The organism is Levilactobacillus suantsaii, from assembly GCF_014069315.1.
GTDB classification, from domain to species: domain Bacteria; phylum Bacillota; class Bacilli; order Lactobacillales; family Lactobacillaceae; genus Levilactobacillus; species Levilactobacillus suantsaii.
Window position 1 is genome coordinate 369,715 of sequence record NZ_CP059603.1, and the last position, 16,205, is coordinate 385,919.

The 16,205-nt window shown below is 52.1% G+C and carries 13 protein-coding genes and 1 riboswitch; of the genes, 7 read left to right on the forward strand and 6 right to left on the reverse strand.

Annotated features, from left to right (window positions below):
- The first annotated feature begins 3 nt into the window (after window positions 1-3).
- On the forward strand, window positions 4-483 hold the full coding sequence (locus H3M12_RS01750; protein WP_129032943.1) for a C40 family peptidase: 480 nt from the start codon (window positions 4-6) through the stop codon (window positions 481-483).
- Between the two features lie 87 nt (window positions 484-570).
- Here H3M12_RS01750 and H3M12_RS01755 read toward each other — a convergent pair whose 3' ends face one another.
- Together H3M12_RS01755 and H3M12_RS01760 are read right to left on the reverse strand one after the other, a co-directional pair.
- A complete protein-coding gene (locus H3M12_RS01755; RefSeq protein ID WP_182150575.1) occupies window positions 571-1,569 on the reverse strand; it encodes an IS30 family transposase in 999 nt (332 codons plus the stop codon).
- A 649-nt stretch (window positions 1,570-2,218) separates the two neighbouring features.
- Window positions 2,219-4,186 carry a S9 family peptidase gene (locus H3M12_RS01760; protein ID WP_182150831.1) on the reverse strand — a complete coding sequence of 656 codons (1,968 nt, stop codon included), beginning with the start codon at window positions 4,184-4,186 and terminating at the stop codon, window positions 2,219-2,221.
- A gap of 156 nt (window positions 4,187-4,342) precedes the next feature.
- Here H3M12_RS01760 and H3M12_RS01765 point away from each other — a divergent pair, with 156 nt between their 5' ends.
- Together H3M12_RS01765 and H3M12_RS01770 are read left to right on the forward strand one after the other, a co-directional pair.
- Window positions 4,343-5,278, forward strand: coding sequence for a 2-dehydropantoate 2-reductase (locus H3M12_RS01765; RefSeq protein ID WP_129032977.1), 936 nt, complete (start codon window positions 4,343-4,345; stop codon window positions 5,276-5,278).
- Window positions 5,279-5,453: 175 nt separating this feature from the next.
- Complete coding sequence (locus H3M12_RS01770) at window positions 5,454-5,729, forward strand: hypothetical protein (protein ID WP_129032978.1); 276 nt, start codon at window positions 5,454-5,456, stop codon at window positions 5,727-5,729.
- Between the two features lie 288 nt (window positions 5,730-6,017).
- On the opposite strand, the gene spx is transcribed toward H3M12_RS01770, so the two are convergent.
- Entirely contained in the window at window positions 6,018-6,416 is a 399-nt protein-coding gene (gene spx, locus H3M12_RS01775) for a transcriptional regulator Spx (protein ID WP_182150832.1), read from the reverse strand.
- A gap of 1,135 nt (window positions 6,417-7,551) precedes the next feature.
- Between spx and H3M12_RS01780 the strand changes: the two genes are divergently transcribed.
- Entirely contained in the window at window positions 7,552-9,144 is a 1,593-nt protein-coding gene (locus H3M12_RS01780; protein WP_129032980.1) for a bifunctional metallophosphatase/5'-nucleotidase, read from the forward strand.
- A 75-nt stretch (window positions 9,145-9,219) separates the two neighbouring features.
- On the opposite strand, the gene rny is transcribed toward H3M12_RS01780, so the two are convergent.
- The 3 genes from rny to H3M12_RS01795 form a co-directional block, all read right to left on the reverse strand.
- A complete protein-coding gene (gene rny / locus H3M12_RS01785; RefSeq protein WP_129032981.1) occupies window positions 9,220-10,824 on the reverse strand; it encodes a ribonuclease Y in 1,605 nt (534 codons plus the stop codon).
- Between the two features lie 96 nt (window positions 10,825-10,920).
- Complete coding sequence (locus tag H3M12_RS01790) at window positions 10,921-11,607, reverse strand: YoaK family protein (RefSeq protein WP_182150833.1); 687 nt, start codon at window positions 11,605-11,607, stop codon at window positions 10,921-10,923.
- 12 nt (window positions 11,608-11,619) lie between these two features.
- Window positions 11,620-12,567, reverse strand: coding sequence for an alpha/beta hydrolase (locus tag H3M12_RS01795; RefSeq protein WP_129032983.1), 948 nt, complete (start codon window positions 12,565-12,567; stop codon window positions 11,620-11,622).
- Between the two features lie 219 nt (window positions 12,568-12,786).
- Here H3M12_RS01795 and H3M12_RS01800 point away from each other — a divergent pair, with 219 nt between their 5' ends.
- The 3 genes from H3M12_RS01800 (at window position 12,787) to H3M12_RS01810 (ending at window position 16,053) form a co-directional block, all read left to right on the forward strand.
- Window positions 12,787-14,610: a M3 family oligoendopeptidase gene (locus H3M12_RS01800; RefSeq protein WP_182150834.1), complete on the forward strand. Its 1,824-nt coding sequence runs from the start codon at window positions 12,787-12,789 to the stop codon at window positions 14,608-14,610.
- Window positions 14,611-14,672: 62 nt separating this feature from the next.
- The gene (locus H3M12_RS01805) at window positions 14,673-15,095 is read left to right on the forward strand and encodes a helix-turn-helix domain-containing protein (RefSeq protein ID WP_129032985.1); all 423 of its coding nucleotides are present in this window, start codon (window positions 14,673-14,675) and stop codon (window positions 15,093-15,095) included.
- 106 nt (window positions 15,096-15,201) lie between these two features.
- Window positions 15,202-16,053 carry an SAM-dependent methyltransferase gene (locus H3M12_RS01810; protein WP_129032986.1) on the forward strand — a complete coding sequence of 284 codons (852 nt, stop codon included), beginning with the start codon at window positions 15,202-15,204 and terminating at the stop codon, window positions 16,051-16,053.
- An 86-nt stretch (window positions 16,054-16,139) separates the two neighbouring features.
- A riboswitch (Fluoride riboswitch) is annotated at window positions 16,140-16,194 on the forward strand.
- Window positions 16,195-16,205 lie beyond the last annotated feature (11 nt).

A 16,205-nucleotide genomic window follows, 5' to 3' on the forward strand; every position in this document is an offset into this window, starting at 1 on the left:
TCTATGAAGAAAACAGTTGCTAAAGTTATTTTGTCACTCGTTGCCACGGTTGCCTTTGCGTTCACTGGTGCTCAAATGAGCCAACCAACTGAAGCGCAGGCCGCTTCCCAGGTGTCTTACAGTAAGATCTACAAGGTTGCCAAGGCCCAATTAGGCAAACCTTACGGCTGGGGCGCCACTGGCCCTTCCCGGTTCGACTGCTCCGGTTTCACCAGCTACGTGTACAAGCACGCCGCTAAGAAGACCATCCCCCGGACGGCCCAAGCGCAATACAACAAGTACAAGCACGTGTCTTACAAGCACATCAAGAAGGGCGATTTGGTCTTCTTCGGTGGCAGTAAGCATTCCATCTCCCATGTCGGCTTATACGTTGGCAATGGTAAGATGATCGATTCGCAAAACCGTGGTGTGGTGAGAGAAGCCGTTCACGCCCCATGGTGGCACGCAGTCGGTTACGCCCGCGTCGGTAACGTCATCAAGTAAGCAACTTTAGCAAAACTGATTTCAGCAAACAAACGACCCGAATTCTCCTGCCTTAGGCGCGGGAGGATTTTTTTGTGGGACGAATTGTCAAATCAAGTGTAACTTTTTACCGAAGAAAACTTCAGATGGTGTCTTCCAGCCTAAGACCTTACGGGGGCGATTATTTAAATTCCTGACAAACTTCGCGATATCTTGATCGGTCAGTTCATCAAGGTCAGTTCCTTTGGGAAAATACTCTCGGATGAGACCATTGGTATTTTCGTTGGTCCCACGTTGTTGTGGTGCGTGCGGGTCTGGAAAATAGACTGAGATACCAAGCTCTTTACCGACTTCACGATAACCCGCAAACTCTGTACCTCGGTCTGGTGTAAGCGTACGAACGCGTTTAGGTGTGACTGTATGCAGGAGGTCGATCATCGCTTGGGTCACATTCTTGGCATTCACTTTGGGTACACGCTCAGACAGAAGGTATCGTGACTTACGGTCGACCAGTGACACTAAACCCGAACGCCCGACCTTGCCGCGAACGGTATCGCCTTCCCAATGGCCAAAACGAGTCCGATTCTCACATGAGACTGGTCGTTCATGGACTGATGGGACATTATTAAAACGGCCACGTCGTTCGTTGACAGTTCCTTTAACCTTACGAGTTTTCCCACGATGTCGTAACTTTCGAGCGAATCCTCGAGCCCCATGACTTTTACGTTTAACGCCTAAATTATTTCGTTCAATTCCGCGATAAATCGTGTTGTAGCTGATATGCCAATTACTGGTCTCTAAAGATAAACGACCGGCGATTTGCTCGGGTGACCATTGTCGTTGAAGAATGCAGTGAAGGACAAAGTCGCGTAGCTTTAAATTCTCCAGTACCCTGAGGCGGCGACTCTTTAATCGGCGCTGTTGATAGTTCTGCTGGGCTTTTACGGCGGAATAGGCGCCCCGACCGCCGTTGCGTTTAATTTCTCGTGACACAGTGGCTTTGGAACAACCGATTTGATTGGCAATAACCTGGTAAGTATGGTGTAAAGTTACACCTAACAGTATGCATTCGCGGTCTTTTAAGGTAAGATGTGTATATGGACTCATAGCCTAAGAACTCCTTTAGATGATTGTTATGGTGACTTCATTCTACAGGACTCAGGCTAGGAGTCTATTTTTATTTTCTTACTTGTTGCACTTCAATTGTAAATTCGTCGGGCAAATGCCTGATCTGGGGCTTGAATTTTCGCGCGTTACCGCTTTATACTCCGTAAACACGATGACCTTGATCCCCCGGTTAGCGGTGTTTGTCATTCAAATAAATTAACTACCCCCATATCCTCAGCATAAAAATAATGGTATATTTAGATTTACATTGGAGAGTGAAGGCATGCAGGAGTTTTTTTCTAGTCTGGGAGAGTTTTTTTATTGTATCTGGCTCGTGATTTATAAACCCATGGCATTTATCGTTAAAATAATTATTATGGGAGTTTTTTGGATTGTCACCCTTTCTTATTTCTTATTTTGGCTAGCAATCATTGTTTTTATTTTATGGGTTTTTGGATTATTGATTTATTACGCATTCACCACACCATCGCCCTAATTTCTAGCTGGCAACTCGCCTGAGAGACCTCGTCGGTATCCCGACTGAGGTCTCTTTTTGAGTTAATCCGGAATAAACCTTGCCCCATAAAAACCGGCCCCCACCACCAAACGATGATGAGAGCCGGTTTTATATTAATTCATCATAGTCAATTTAAGCTTGCCGCGTCGGGTGGGCCGTGAACCACTCATCCATATCAAGGATCCGGCGCATCTTTAAGCTGGGCAGCCCCGCTCGAGAAACGCCGTGGAAACTTTGCGGGTAGCGGATAAAGTCGGCGTCGACGCCAGCCTTCTTGACCGCCGTAAAGTATTCCTCGGATTGCGTGACGGGGCAGCGCATGTCCCATTCCCCGTGAAGCAAGCGAATCGGTGTGGTGACCTGCGGGGCGTAAGCCAACGGTGAGCGTTGCCAGAACGTGGCGACCCCGTCCTTATCGAACAAGTCGGGCCCCAGTTCCCGCGGGTTAAAGAAGAAGCCAATGTCACTGGTCCCATACAGGCTGATCCAGTTGGTCACGGGCCGTTGCGCCACCGCGGCAGCGAAGCGGTGATTATGCCCAATCGTCCATAAGGTCATAAAGCCCCCGTAAGAGCCCCCGGCAATGTACTGGCGGTCAGCGTCTAATTCGGGGAACTGCGCTAAAGCGGCATCGAGGCCACTCATGACATCGGTATAGTCCCCCTCGCCGTAATGTTCGTTGACCGCATTTTCGAAGTCCTGTCCGTAGCTGGTCGACCCCCGCGGGTTAACGAAGACCACGCCGTAACCGAGGCTGGCGTGGACCTGGAATTCATAGAAGAAGGTCTCACCGTAGTTAGCGTGCGGACCCCCGTGGACGTACAGTAGGACCGGTGTCTTCTTAGCTGCCGTTTGCGCTGGTAAGTACCAACCCTCTAAGGCTTGACCATCGGCGGCTTGGTAGTCGAAATGTTGCGGTTGGGCATACTGGTGGCTCTCTTCGTAAGCCGCATTGGGATTGTAGATTGCCTGGGCTTCTTTTTGCGCCACGTCCACGACCTGGAGTTCACTGGGCCGGGTTTGCGCAGAGACTGCAAGCAAGACGTGGCCAGCGTCGATAACGTCGAAGTCCACGATCTCGTGCGCCTGGTCGTCCACTAATTGGTACCCTGCCACACTGCCCACGTAAAGTTGACTGTGAGCATGATAGGCCGCCGTAAAAGCCACCTGCTGGTCATCCAACCAACGCACCAGCTTGCCCCCGGGTTGTTGGGTCCAGTCGGCCGCAAATTCGGACGTGCAATCAGCTTCTAAGTCGGCGGTCAGATTGGTAAGTTTGCCCGTGGCCCGATCGGCAAAATACAGGTTGGCCACCGTTTGGGAGTCGAACTGGCCATCACTGCCCACTAGCGCCACCGTGTTGCCATCAGGAGAAAGCGTCGCGTCAGCGAAAAGGCCGTGCTGCAAACTGACCGTCAAGTCCGTCTCGGTTCCCTGCGTGACGTCATAGCAGTAGGCGCCGTGTGCAAAGTTTTGATCGTCAGCCGGATCGTCATCGTGCAGGTAAGTCACCAGCCCCCCATCGGCACTGACCGAGGTCAACGTAAAGTCACTCGCCCGTTGGAAGATTTCTTCCACCACGCCGCTAGCCGGGACATAGCGGCGGAGACGATAGGTCACATGTAAGGGAAGCCAGCCGTAGCCGTCCGCCTTGTTGATCAGGCGTTCGACGTGCCGTGGCTGTGGAAAGGCTTCAGGACTAGGTAATTTCGGCCGTTCGGTAGTCGCCGTAGTCTTGAAATAGACACTTTGACCGTCCGCCGCAGCGATAACCGTATCGACAGCTTCACCCGGCGTGGCAATCGCCACCGCGTCACCACCCGTAACCGGGACTGCATAAAGTTGGGCGCCAGCATCGTCAACCTTCGCCGCATAAAAGACCGTGTCAGCAGTCACGGCCGGTTGGACGTTGAGGGGCCCCGTCGTGGCGACTACCTGCTGGTGACCGGCACGGTCGACGCTGTTGAGGTCTGCTCGGTACCCATCGCTTGCTTGATCCATGTGATTCTCAACAAAATAGAACCGGTCGTTAGCTGCCACCGGTTGCGAGAGCGCTTTTAACCGGAACAAATCCTGTGCTTGAACTCCTGTTGCTGTCATCCACATCGCTTCCCTTTTCTCATCGTTTTCTCACAAAAGTGATTAATCCTATCCTAGCTGTTCCCCCGAACCCTGTCAATCACTTCTTCAATTCGGGCCAGAACCTGCTACACTAGACATGAACACGTTTGTTCTATATAAGGAGGGTTTTCCATCATGAAAATTGCAATTGCGGGCGCCGGCGCCATGGGCAGTCGGTTTGGCGTTAAGCTTCAAAACGCCGGTAACGAGGTCACTTTAATCGACAACTGGGCCGACCACGTCCAGGCGATTCAGCAAAATGGCTTGACCATCACTCAAAACGGTCACGACACCGTGGTCCCGATGACCGCGGCCGCACCGCAGGACGTGACGACTCATTTTGACTTGATCATTCTCTTCACCAAGGCCATGCAAATGGACCAGATGCTACAGGACTTGAGCGCTCAATTGCGCCAGCACCCGATGATTTTGGTCTTAGCCAACGGAATTGGCAACGTTGAGACCATTGAACGGTACGTCCCCCAGGAAAACATCGTCGCTGGGACCACGGTCTGGTCTTCCAGCTTGACCGGTCCTGGCCACATCACCATCACGGGAACCGGTAGTATTGCCTTACAAGCCATGGTGCCCGACCAATTCCCCGATTTCAAACGACTCCTCACCACGCTCAATGACGCTGGCTTACACGCTAGTCCGGCCGATGATGTCCTGGCCGCTATCTGGAAAAAAGCCGGCTTGAACAGTGTCTTGAACACCTACTGCACCCTATTCGACTGCAATATCGCCCAGTTCGGCGCACTGCCAAACTGGCGAGCATTGACCGCCGCCGTGTTAAACGAATTCCAAGCCGTTGCCAGTGCCGCCAACGTTCACTTTGATGCCCAGGCGGATACCGAGTTGATTGCGGCGCAGTTCGCCCCCGACGTCAACGGGGACCATTACCCGTCGATGCACCAGGATATGGCCCACCGTCGGCCCACCGAAATCGATTTTTTGAACGGTTACGTGGCCCGCTTAGGTCAAGCCCTGCACGTGCCCGCACCGACCAACGCCCTTTTGACGCAATTGATCCACAGTCAAGAAGCCTTACGGGGAATTCCCACGGCCTGAAAATCAACCCCACGGAGCGTGGCCTAACCACTAGATATAGAAAAACATTTTAAAAACATCTATATCTAGTTGTGTTTTGGCCAGTTTCATCGTACCATAGACCTATACTGATTTTGGGTCGGCGTTAGGAGATCCGGATGCCCCTAACCGCCCGCACCCCAGGAGGGTCTTGCCAATGGACGTTATTCGAAGATCGCAAACCAACATGTATCCCAACAGTCTGACCGTGGAAACGCCCGCTGGAGCCCACGTAGCGTTTGATGCCGCTTTGATTCATCACGACCTCACGGCGCTGACCAATGACCCCACCGTAGTTCACCGCGTGGAAAGCCTCATCGTGGCCCAATTAGCTGGGTTCGACGTGGTTGCCACGGCTACCATTGAAGCCACTGTCATCTCGACGCTTACCCAGCTGGGCTACCCCCAAATGGCGCGCCAATACCAACGGTAAGGTGAGTCGCTGATGCTGGAACCAACTACTTAACTAATTTTTAACTGCGTCTCGCAGGACTCATAGTGTCGCCGCTTGTTACGTAAACCGTAATAAGTTGCTCACTATGAGTTTTTATTTCTCCTAAAGTCCGGTCCTGTGGCAACGGGCGTTATCACTAAATTGGCCGCAAAAAAGCCCGGCTAGCGTCACGAGCTGTGACGCCGCCGGGCTTTCATTACAAGTTATAAGACCATCCCTAGAAACACAAAATCGATCAGCACTCCCCCGAGGACTGATCGATTTAAATTAAGAGCTTAGTTGCGATTCTAAGTGGTGTAATTCGGCTGTCCGTACCTCACGGGGTAAGAAGCGACGAATTTCTTCTTCGTTGTAGCCGACTTCCAAACGCTTATCATCAAAGATGATTGGCCGCTTGATCAGGTCGGGATACTTCACAACTAAATCAACTAATTGGCTGACCGACAGACTATCAAGATCAACGTGGAGTTTCTTAAAGATATTTGACCGCGTTGAGATAATGTCTTCGCTACCGTTTTCCGTGAGCCGCAAAATCTGCTTCACTTCAGTAGCATTCAATGGCTTGGACTTGATGTTGCGTTCTTGGAACGCGATATCGTGTTCTTTCAGCCATGCCCGGGCCTTACGGCTGGAGGCACTACTTGGTGCAATGTACAAATTGATCATAATCTCAGCACTTCCTTATCGTTGGATTGAGTTAACGATAGAAAACAACAATTGACTCATTTAGTTCCAGTCCAACAGTTCAGTGAACTATCTAGTAGAACCAACTTATATATTACCACAATTGAATGAATAATCAACCCTTTCTGAGAATTTTATCAATTATGGGTTCCCATACTTAGCAAGTTAGTTGGTCCAAACAACAATTCATTTGTCTGGAGATAACTACAATAATTATCCAGATAATCGCCGTCAATCCCCCGTTTATTTGAATATTGCAAAAATTCCAACTAATTTTTCTGGCTTACCATTTTTGAACTAGATGCGGGTAGATACTGGCATAATTATGAAAACCCTGACATTGAATAATTATCGATAATAAATGAATAATTATAGATAACCCCCTGGTATGAAGCGCTTTTAATCACCACACATCACTGAATATGTGGCTAAAAATTCGCAACACCCCTAAACTGGTTCAGGGAGGACCATCACTTAAGCCACCTCCGTAGAGTGCAAAAGTTTGGTTTAAATTATTCCTACTAGGTTTATTAGCGAGTCGTAGGTCCCATTACCTCCCCTTAAGCTACTAGTACATCCGTACCCCCACTTAAAATTTTCTTGCCCCTGCGAAAGTCTGATATCAGGGGCCGAACCAGACCCGCTAAACGACTGATTTGTCGCTCTTTTAGCGCCCCTAAGTTCCTTGATTTCACGAGCGGCCAACCGCTAAAACCCGCGGCCAGAGCCACATAATTCATCATTCGTCACATTTTCTTCACAATTTACGGGTATATTGGGACATGTAACTTATGATGAAGATGAATAAGTTAATTACTCCTCCAAAGTAATTGTACGCCGGACAGGGTCAGCTTCACTGATCTTCGGTGTGATGTAATCTATGCTTCAACAAGCCGACGGCTGATCAACTCCCTCGTGAAGTGGTCACCGCCTTTTTGTTTCCCAAAATTGCCCCGCTTCATGAGAAAGCTCTCATATTATTGAGAAATCGATACCAAAAATTTACAGTTTTGCCAAACTAGCTTATAATTTCTTTAACACGTTCCACACTTAGCGTTTTCTTGCCAGCACTGGCGGTGAACAAACGCCAGTTAGACGTAATTTGGAGGGTGACATGATGAAGCTAACAATTCTATCAACCAGCGATACACACGGGTACGTTTTTCCAACGAACTACGTTAAAAAAGGGAGCACCCAAGGGTTCGGGTTAGCCCGTGCTGCCACGGTGGTTGCGCGCGAACAGGCCGCAGCGGATGGCCCGGTCGTGACGATTGAAAATGGTGATTTCCTAGAAGGGTCACCCCTGGCCTATTATGTTGCCCGGGTCCAACCCCAACATGACCCCGCCCCCCTGATGGCCATTTATAACCAGATTCACTACGACTGTGGCATTCTGGGTAATCATGAATTCAACTACGGCCAGGACTACTTACAGGCCGCGATTCGTGATGCGAAGCGCCAAATTCTATGCGCCAATATTTTAGACCATAACGGAGACCCCGAATACGGGCAGCCCTACACGATTCTTGAGAAAGCTGGTCTCAAAATCGGGATTTTAGGGCTGACCACCCAGGCCGTCTATAAGTGGGAGAAAGCCACTAATATTAAGGGCCTGCAATTCGAGTCCGCCTTCCTGGCAGCTAAGAAGTACGTCCCTATCTTGCGACAAAAAGCCGACGTCGTGATTGTTAGTTACCATGGTGGTTTCGAACGCGACCTTGCGACCGGAAAACCCAATGATATTCACGTTGGCGAGAACGAAGCCTACCACATGATGGCAGAAATTCCCGGCATCGACGCCATGATCACCGGTCATCAACACCGACAAATCGCCACGGAACTCTTCGATGTGCCGACCACCCAACCCGGTTTCCGCGGCCAGGCTGTAGGTAAAATCACCCTGGACTTAAAACGGGACGCAACGGGCAAGGTCACCGTCATCAATCATGATTCCGAATTGATTTCCGCCACCAAGGCACCGTTAGACCACGACGTTATCAACGCGGCCGCCACCCTCAACACCCGCGTCGGCCGCTGGCTCGATCAGCCCTTGGGCCACATCAACGGCGATATGACCTTTACCGACCCCTTTGCGGCCCGACTACGGGAGACACCCTACATCGAATTCATCCAACAAGTTCAAATGGCCACCATGGGCGCCGATATCTCCGCAACGGCGCTGTTTAGCGATGAAGCATTGGGCTTTGAGAACCCGATTACCATGCGTAACATCATGACCAATTACGTCTACCCTAACGGATTATCACTCCTAAACATTACCGGGGCCGACCTCAAAGGCGCCCTTGAAGTCTCCGCGCGCTACTTCACCATTTTAAACGGCCAAATAGCGGTCAACCCGGCGTTTATTCACCCTAAACGCCGCCAGTACAATTACGATATGTACGAAGGCGTCCACTACAAACTCAACATCGCCCAACCCGTGGGCCAACGTGTCGAAGAGTTGACCTATCACGGCCAGCCCGTACGTGCGGACCAACAACTCCGCATCGTGTTGAACCAGTACCGTGCCGTGGGTGGCGGCCACTATAGTATGTATGAAGCCAGTAAAATCGTGGCCGAGAGTCAAAGCCCGATGAGTGAACTGATTGCTGACTACTTACAGGCCCACCCCACGGTCGACGCAACCACAAACGATAACTTCAGTGTGGTCAACGAGCCCCATCCAACCAACGATGAGAATCACACTTAAAGGCTAATAAAAGGCCCCCCGAAACACCGCTTGATAACGATGTTTCGGAGGGCCTTTTCGCTTATCCAGCACGTCTTACGACGCGTTGGCAGCGCGTTTACGTTTCTTCTTCTTTTTTCGGTCATCACCAATGTATTCGACGGCGGTCAACTTGCGAATCGTGGTGACCTTGATCTTGCCGGGATAGGTCAATTGGGCTTCGACCTTCTTCGCCACTTCTTTAGTCAGGTTGGCGGCTGCATTATCGTCCAAGGTCTGTGGGTTCACCATAATCCGTAACTCGCGACCGGCTTGAATGGCATAGCTTTCCGTTACGCCGTCTTCATCGGTGGCAATCTTTTCTAAGGCTCGCAGACGGTTGATGTAATCCTCAACGGACTCACTCCGCGCCCCTGGCCGGGCCCCGGAAACCGAATCAGAAGCTGCGACTAAAGCGGAAATCGGTGACGTCTTCTCCACGTCACCGTGGTGCGCCGCAATCGCATTGATTACGACCGGATCCTCGCCATATTTCTCAGCGAATTCGACCCCAATCTCCACGTGAGTGCCCTCGACTTCATGGTCGACAGCTTTCCCCAAATCATGCAGGAGACCGGCTCGGCGCGCCAGACGGGTATTGTACCCCAATCGTGCGGCCATGGCCCCGGTCAACTGAGCGACCTCAATCGAGTGTTGCAAGACGTTCTGGCCGTAACTGGTCCGGTACTTCAACCGGCCTAATAATTTCATCAAATCCGGGTGCATCCAGCCAACGTGCAAGCGACTGACCGCCTGTTCTCCGGTCTCCCAGAGGCTGTGGTTAACGTCACGTTGGGCGTTTTCGACCTGTGTTTCGATCTGGTTGGCCGAGATGCGCCGACTGGCTACCAGGTTGGTGATGGCTGTCCGGGCGACTTCTCTGCGAATTGGATCATGCGTACTGATGAACAACGTGGTGTTGTCATCGGGCACGAAAATCAGGTCGGTCCCGGTCAGTGTTTCGAGCAAGCGAATATGCTGGCCCTCACGGCCGATGATCTTACTACGCACCTCACCGTTCGGTACCGTGACCGTGTGCTCCAAGTGTTCCTTAGGCAGGTCTTGCGGCCCGGACTGAGTGGCCGGTAAGACCACGTCCTTGGCCCAGCGCTCGGCGTTAGCTTCGGCGTTGTCTCCCTGGGCTTTGATTTCGATATCACGGTCGCGCTTTAAAGCCGCTTCCGTTCGTTTCAAGACTTCCGCTTGGGCCGTTTCCACGTCCATGCCAGCTCGATCAATCAGCGTCGTCGTGCGCTGTTCGCGCAAAGCGGCCGCCTGATCACGGAGGTCATGGATAGCGTGACGGTGTTGCTGGTTGACTTGACTACGTTGGTCGAGCATGGTGGTTTGGTCCTCCAAACGGACGGCCATGTCGTCTAAAAGGTGTTCCCGTTGTTGACGGCGCTGTTCACGCGCCGCAATGTCATTTTGTTGTTCGGTCAATTCGTCTTTGACGGATTGCTGATAAGCTAGGGTCTCTCGTCGACTCTGCGCCTGCAACTGTTCAATCTGCTGCTTGGTTTTAGCCGTGGCTTGGGCAATGACGTCTCTGGCTTGCGCCTGGACTGCCAGTAACTCCTGCCGGTGTTGATGCCGCCGAACGAGGTAACCCAGTACCAGCCCAATCACTAATAGACCGATAATCAATCCGGTTACTAACAATTTGAATTACTCCTTAATTTGACTCCCGGTAGTCACCGGGTGGGTTGGTCAGGTTTCTCGTTAATTATACGCCACTTTAAGGGACAACCCAACTGTTCAATTTCCGGATACGGCCTGCGCACGTGGTAGGAACAACCAGGCTAACAAAGCCGTTTTGACCCCACTAGCGACCCAGAGGACGGTAAAATCCGCGACTTGCGCCAATAACGCGCCGCTGCCACAGCCCACCAAAAAAATGGCAAGCACTAATAGTAAGCGCCCTTGGTGCTGTAACGCAGTGTGGTCGTGGTCGACCCAGGAACGATACGTCGCCGTGGCCAGGTTTTTGGTGTTGCCCGTCATGATGCCGTTGTTGATGGCGATGCCGCCAACCTCGCGAAAAACGGTCAGTTCGTAGCCGGCGACCACGCCCAACGCAAAGATCAACCACAGCGTAGGGAGCATTTTTTGTAAACCGGCTAACCCAAAATACACGACCACGTCGATGGCCATCAGCGCACGTAACTGGCGCCGGGAATCTCCCCGCCCCAGGCGTTCACTCAATCCCTGGGCGCCAAAGCAACCCAGAAAGTACCCGATAAAGACCGGAACGTTGACCCAGGCCGCTGACCAGCCGTGCAACACGAATTTGACCATCAGCACCACCAGGGTACCGGTCTGCGCACTCACGAACACGGCACCATGATTCAAAAAGGTCTCGGCATCGACCATCCCCATCACCAGGGTCGCCCCAAGGGTCAGAATCGTCAACGTTAATGGCCGCCATTGGGACTTCGACGACATGTCACCACTCCCTTACTTAGGCATCTTCGCCTCGAGGAACTTCTTGACCGTCGATTGATACAACTTCGGATTATGACTCAATGATGCGGCGTGTTTGGCACCCGGCACCACTAACAATTGCTTCGGTCCCGCATCAGCGCGGTACACTTTGTAGACCATCTTGGTCGGCACGAAGGTATCGGCGCCCCCGTGGATAAAGAGCATTGGTTTATGGTTCTTCTTAACGGCGCTGACTGAATCGGCGTCCTTAAAGCTAAAGTGCGCCCGCAACTTGACCACCTCATTGGTCATCGGGACCAGCGGCCAGTACGGCAGGTTATACATTTGCTTGGCCTGGTAACGAATTTCATCGTCCGCCGTGGTGTAGCCACAGTCTTCGATATACGCCTTGACCTGACTCGGCGTCTTCAGTCCACTAGTGATCATGGTCGTGGCCCCACCCATGGAGACCCCGAATAATACAATCTGGGACTTTTTACCTTGCCGGGCAATGACTTGATTGATCCATTTTAAGTAATCGCGACTTTCGTAGTACCCGTAGCTCATGGCTTTTCCACCACTGTGGCCCTGGGCCCGGTCATCGGGAACCAACACATTATACCCCAAATTATGGAACATGCCGGCATAGCCGCCCATTTGTTCCTTGCTTGAAGCGAAGCCGTGGACTAACACGACCGTGCGCTTAGTGGCCTTAGCCGCCGGAATATAATTGGCGTCGAGCTTGAACTTTGCGTCCGCCGCCGTTTCGGTCCAGTGGTACTTCTTGACCGTCTTGTACCAGTGCTTCTGCTGGTACAAAGGATCCTTCTTGGTCAGTGCGGTCGGGCTGGAAATGAAACTCTTCTTGCCCCGCGCCACGGTCATGTTATAAAAGTAAAAACTGGCCCCTACTAGTGCAACCAGCACCAGGGCGACCAAAATTCCGCCGGCAATCAGCCAACGTTTTAACACCTTATTCAACTCATTTTCCTCCTTTTTGCCTAGAGATAGTATACGGGGTTTCGCAATTCAGCGCAATTTTTCTAGAAATTTTGCTATAATATAGCCAACTTCGCTTGCTAACTTAGCGGGTGATCAAACGGTGAGTGACTGGGCATGTAACCCCTTGCGATTTTAGCGCCACGCACCGCGCAAAAAAATTTGCATCTATCCACACCATAAAGGAGGAATTCAGTCGTTATGACCTATTCATTGACTTGGGATTTAGACACCCTCTTTCCCGGCGGCATCCATTCACCGGCACTCCAGGCAAAAATCACCTGGATCAAAACGACGACCGCCACGACAGGCGACCTCCTCGACCGCTGGGACGTCACCAGTGACGCCCCGGCCTTTCAGCAATTCAAGAAGCTGATCACCCAGCTGCAAAAAGTGGCGGCTGGTCTCGACCAGGCTAGTCTCTTCGTGACCGCGATTGGGTCAGCAGATATCGCTAATCCCGCCGTGGCCCCGTTAACCAACCAGCTGCAAACCCTCGATACGCAACTCCAGGCCGTAAGCGACAAACTCAAGAAGGTCCTGGTCCAGGTGCCGGACGATCAGTTCACGCAACTTTGCGCCCAACCCCAGCTCAAGCCGATTGCCTTTACCCTCACCGAGATGCGCGACGCCGGTAAGGAACTGCTCGATGACAAGACCGAAGCCCTGATTGGTCAACTCAACCTTGATGGTAAAGCCGCTTGGAGTGCCCATTACGATTCACTGGTGGCCACGGTCAACGTGCCGTTCCACCGACCAGACGGCACCCCCGTGACCTTATCGGCGGGTCAAGCCGATAACACGTTACTGGGACACGCCGATGCACAGTACCGTGCGGACCTATTGCCGGCTTGGGAACAGGCCTGGACCGACAAAGAACAGCTTTTTGCCGACACGTTGAACCATTTAGCTGGATTTCGGCTGACAGAATACCGAGCTCACGGTGTCCGCGATTTCATGCGTGCTCCGCTCAAGGACAACCGGATGAGTGCCGCTACACTCAAGTCTATCTGGCGGGTCGTGGCCGACAACAAGCAGGTCCTGCTCAATTACTTGGATCGCAAGGCAGCTCTGTTGGGTAAACGCCATGCCGGGTGGCAAGACGTCGAAGCGCCATTGACGATTCCCGGTGCCAAGCAACGCCAATTTAGTTTCGACCAAGCCGCGGCCTTTATCATTCAACATTACGGGGAATTCTCACCTAAGATGGCAGCCCTAGCCAAAAAGGCCTTCACCAATCGGTGGATCGAAGCCGAAGACCGCCCGGGCAAAGCGCCCGGCGGCTGGATGGAAAGTGCCCCGGAGACCAACGAATCCCGTATCTTCATGACCTTCACCGGCTCCCCCAACGACGTGGCCACTTTGGCTCACGAACTGGGCCACGCCTTTCATTCCAGCGTCTTAGCCGACCTCCCTTATTTTCGTCAGAACTACGCTATGAACGTCGCTGAAACGGCCTCCACCTTTGGCGAACTGATCGTTGCCGATGCCAACGTGCGCGCCGCGACCAGTCCGGCAGAAAAAATCACCTTGCTGAACGCCAAACTGACCAATCCGGTAGCCATGTTCCTAAACATTCGCGCCCGCTTCTTATTTGAACCCCGCTTTTACCAACTACGCCAACAAAAACTGGTCACGCCGGCGGAACTCAACGAACTGATGCTCAATGCCCAAAAGGAAGCCTTTGGCCACGACCTGTCGACCTATTCACCCCACCTCTGGGCCAGCAAATTACACTTCTACATTGATGATTTATCCTTCTATAACTTTCCTTATGTCTTCGGCTATTTATTCAGTCTTGGTATTTATGCGCGGGCCCAACAAAGCGATAACTTCGAGGACCAATACATCGCCCTGTTACGGGACACGGCCAACCTGTCAACCGAAGACTTGGCCCAAAAACACCTGGGTGTCGACTTGACCCAACCCGACTTCTGGTTGGCTGGCGTGGACTTGATCAAAAAAGACGTTGCCGAATTCATGCGGCTGACTGACCCACTGGTGCACCCAACGACCCCGGCTTAAGCCCACGCTTCGTGGTATAATGGAAGTAATGATAACCGGATTTTAGAAAAGTGGGTGAGCATATGTTTCCGGAACGACTTCGGGCCTTACGCCGTGGGCAACACATTACCTTGGAACAATTAGCAACGGCTTTAAATCAACACACCACAACGGACCACGCCGAGCATCTCAATACCGCCTCACAGATTGGCAATTGGGAACGGGGCGTACGGACGCCTTCCTTCGTTGAGGTCCGCAAATTGGCGGAATTCTTCGATGTGACCATGGACTACCTCGCCGGTAAAACCGAACGGGACGCCTACGACTTGAGTCGGCTGTTTCTATCCGGCAAGCAATTGAGCTTTAACCGCGAAGTTCTGAGTGGCCAGGACCGTTACGAAATCTACCAACTAATTGACGGCTACCTGCACGGGAAGGAACAACGACCTGACCGACCAGCGTCAAATCAACAGGAGGAGTTGGACCTCCACCTCGATGACCATTAAATTTTCTACCACACACCGTAACGTGGCCTAAGAGTCTGGGTATGACCACCCAGGCCCTTTTGTGACGGCCAAATTTTGACTCGAATTCTAGAAGGAGGCTTTTTTCGTGAACCCACGTAAACTCAAAAAATTAAAAAAGAACTTTCGCCATCAGCCGTTACCGCAACAAAAAACGGCCTATATGGACCGGATGATGGGGTACTACAAACAATTCAACGACTACCCGGCCATCAAAATCCTCATTAGTAACGTCCTTTTAGCCGACCGGATGTTGGCCGCAGGCGATTTACCGCAACAATTGCCCTTACTTCAACTACCAGACGACAGTGAAGACCAGATTTATCAGCACTTGAACCAGCAGTACCCGGCCGGCGACCCCACCGGCGATAAAATCTGGGACCAATTAATAGACGCCTTACCCCACCTGGACCACGACTTACGGTCCTTTCGCGACTACTTAGAGACCCACTATGGCATGTGGGCCTACACCTCCCGACCGTTTATCGCCGATTTAGCCGACTTCGTAGGTGACCGCGCCGTTCTGGAAGTCATGGCCGGCAATGGCTACATCTCCAAAGGCCTGCGCGATGCCCATAAAACGGTCTACGCCACCGATAGTCAGGCTTGGACCAAAGAAAATGAGACCGGCAAGCACCCGGTCACGCCCATCGAACCCTTGACGGCTCTGGACGCCTTCCACAAATACCAGGACCAAGTCGGCGTCGTGGTGATGTCTTGGTCCCCTGACGGTCTTCCCCTCGACTGGGAACTTCTCCAGGCGATTCGCCAAGCCGATACCACCGTGGACTTCGTGGTCCTAGGCGAACCCCATGGCGCCACCGGGTCTAAAACATTCTGGGACCACGCTCAATTCACCGAGAACGCCGCGTCCCGGCACCTCAATCGACACTACACCGCTATCGATCTAATCAAGGACCACGTTTACCTAGTCCACTAAGTGTCAGTCGGTTGATTAACTGGCCTGGCGTAAACCAAGCCGTTACCTTTACTTTTAGCCCCTTACCGCCTACACTGGGAACTGATTTCAGGTCAAGTGATGGCGTTCACTTCAACCATAACTGATGACGCCTACTAAGAACTCCGGTTCTT

Excerpts from the sequence above, each read along its gene's own strand:
- H3M12_RS01780 (WP_129032980.1), top strand. The coding sequence starts at position 7,552 with ATGAAGCTAACAATTCTATCAACCAGCGATACACACGGGTACGTTTTT.
- H3M12_RS01760 (WP_182150831.1), bottom strand. The coding sequence starts at position 4,186 with ATGACAGCAACAGGAGTTCAAGCACAGGATTTGTTCCGGTTAAAAGCG.
- H3M12_RS01765 (WP_129032977.1), top strand. The coding sequence starts at position 4,343 with ATGAAAATTGCAATTGCGGGCGCCGGCGCCATGGGCAGTCGGTTTGGC.
- spx (WP_182150832.1), bottom strand. The coding sequence starts at position 6,416 with ATGATCAATTTGTACATTGCACCAAGTAGTGCCTCCAGCCGTAAGGCC.
- H3M12_RS01755 (WP_182150575.1), bottom strand. The coding sequence starts at position 1,569 with ATGAGTCCATATACACATCTTACCTTAAAAGACCGCGAATGCATACTG.
- H3M12_RS01805 (WP_129032985.1), top strand. The coding sequence starts at position 14,673 with ATGTTTCCGGAACGACTTCGGGCCTTACGCCGTGGGCAACACATTACC.
- H3M12_RS01770 (WP_129032978.1), top strand. The coding sequence starts at position 5,454 with ATGGACGTTATTCGAAGATCGCAAACCAACATGTATCCCAACAGTCTG.
- H3M12_RS01750 (WP_129032943.1), top strand. The coding sequence starts at position 4 with ATGAAGAAAACAGTTGCTAAAGTTATTTTGTCACTCGTTGCCACGGTT.
- H3M12_RS01790 (WP_182150833.1), bottom strand. The coding sequence starts at position 11,607 with ATGTCGTCGAAGTCCCAATGGCGGCCATTAACGTTGACGATTCTGACC.
- H3M12_RS01800 (WP_182150834.1), top strand. The coding sequence starts at position 12,787 with ATGACCTATTCATTGACTTGGGATTTAGACACCCTCTTTCCCGGCGGC.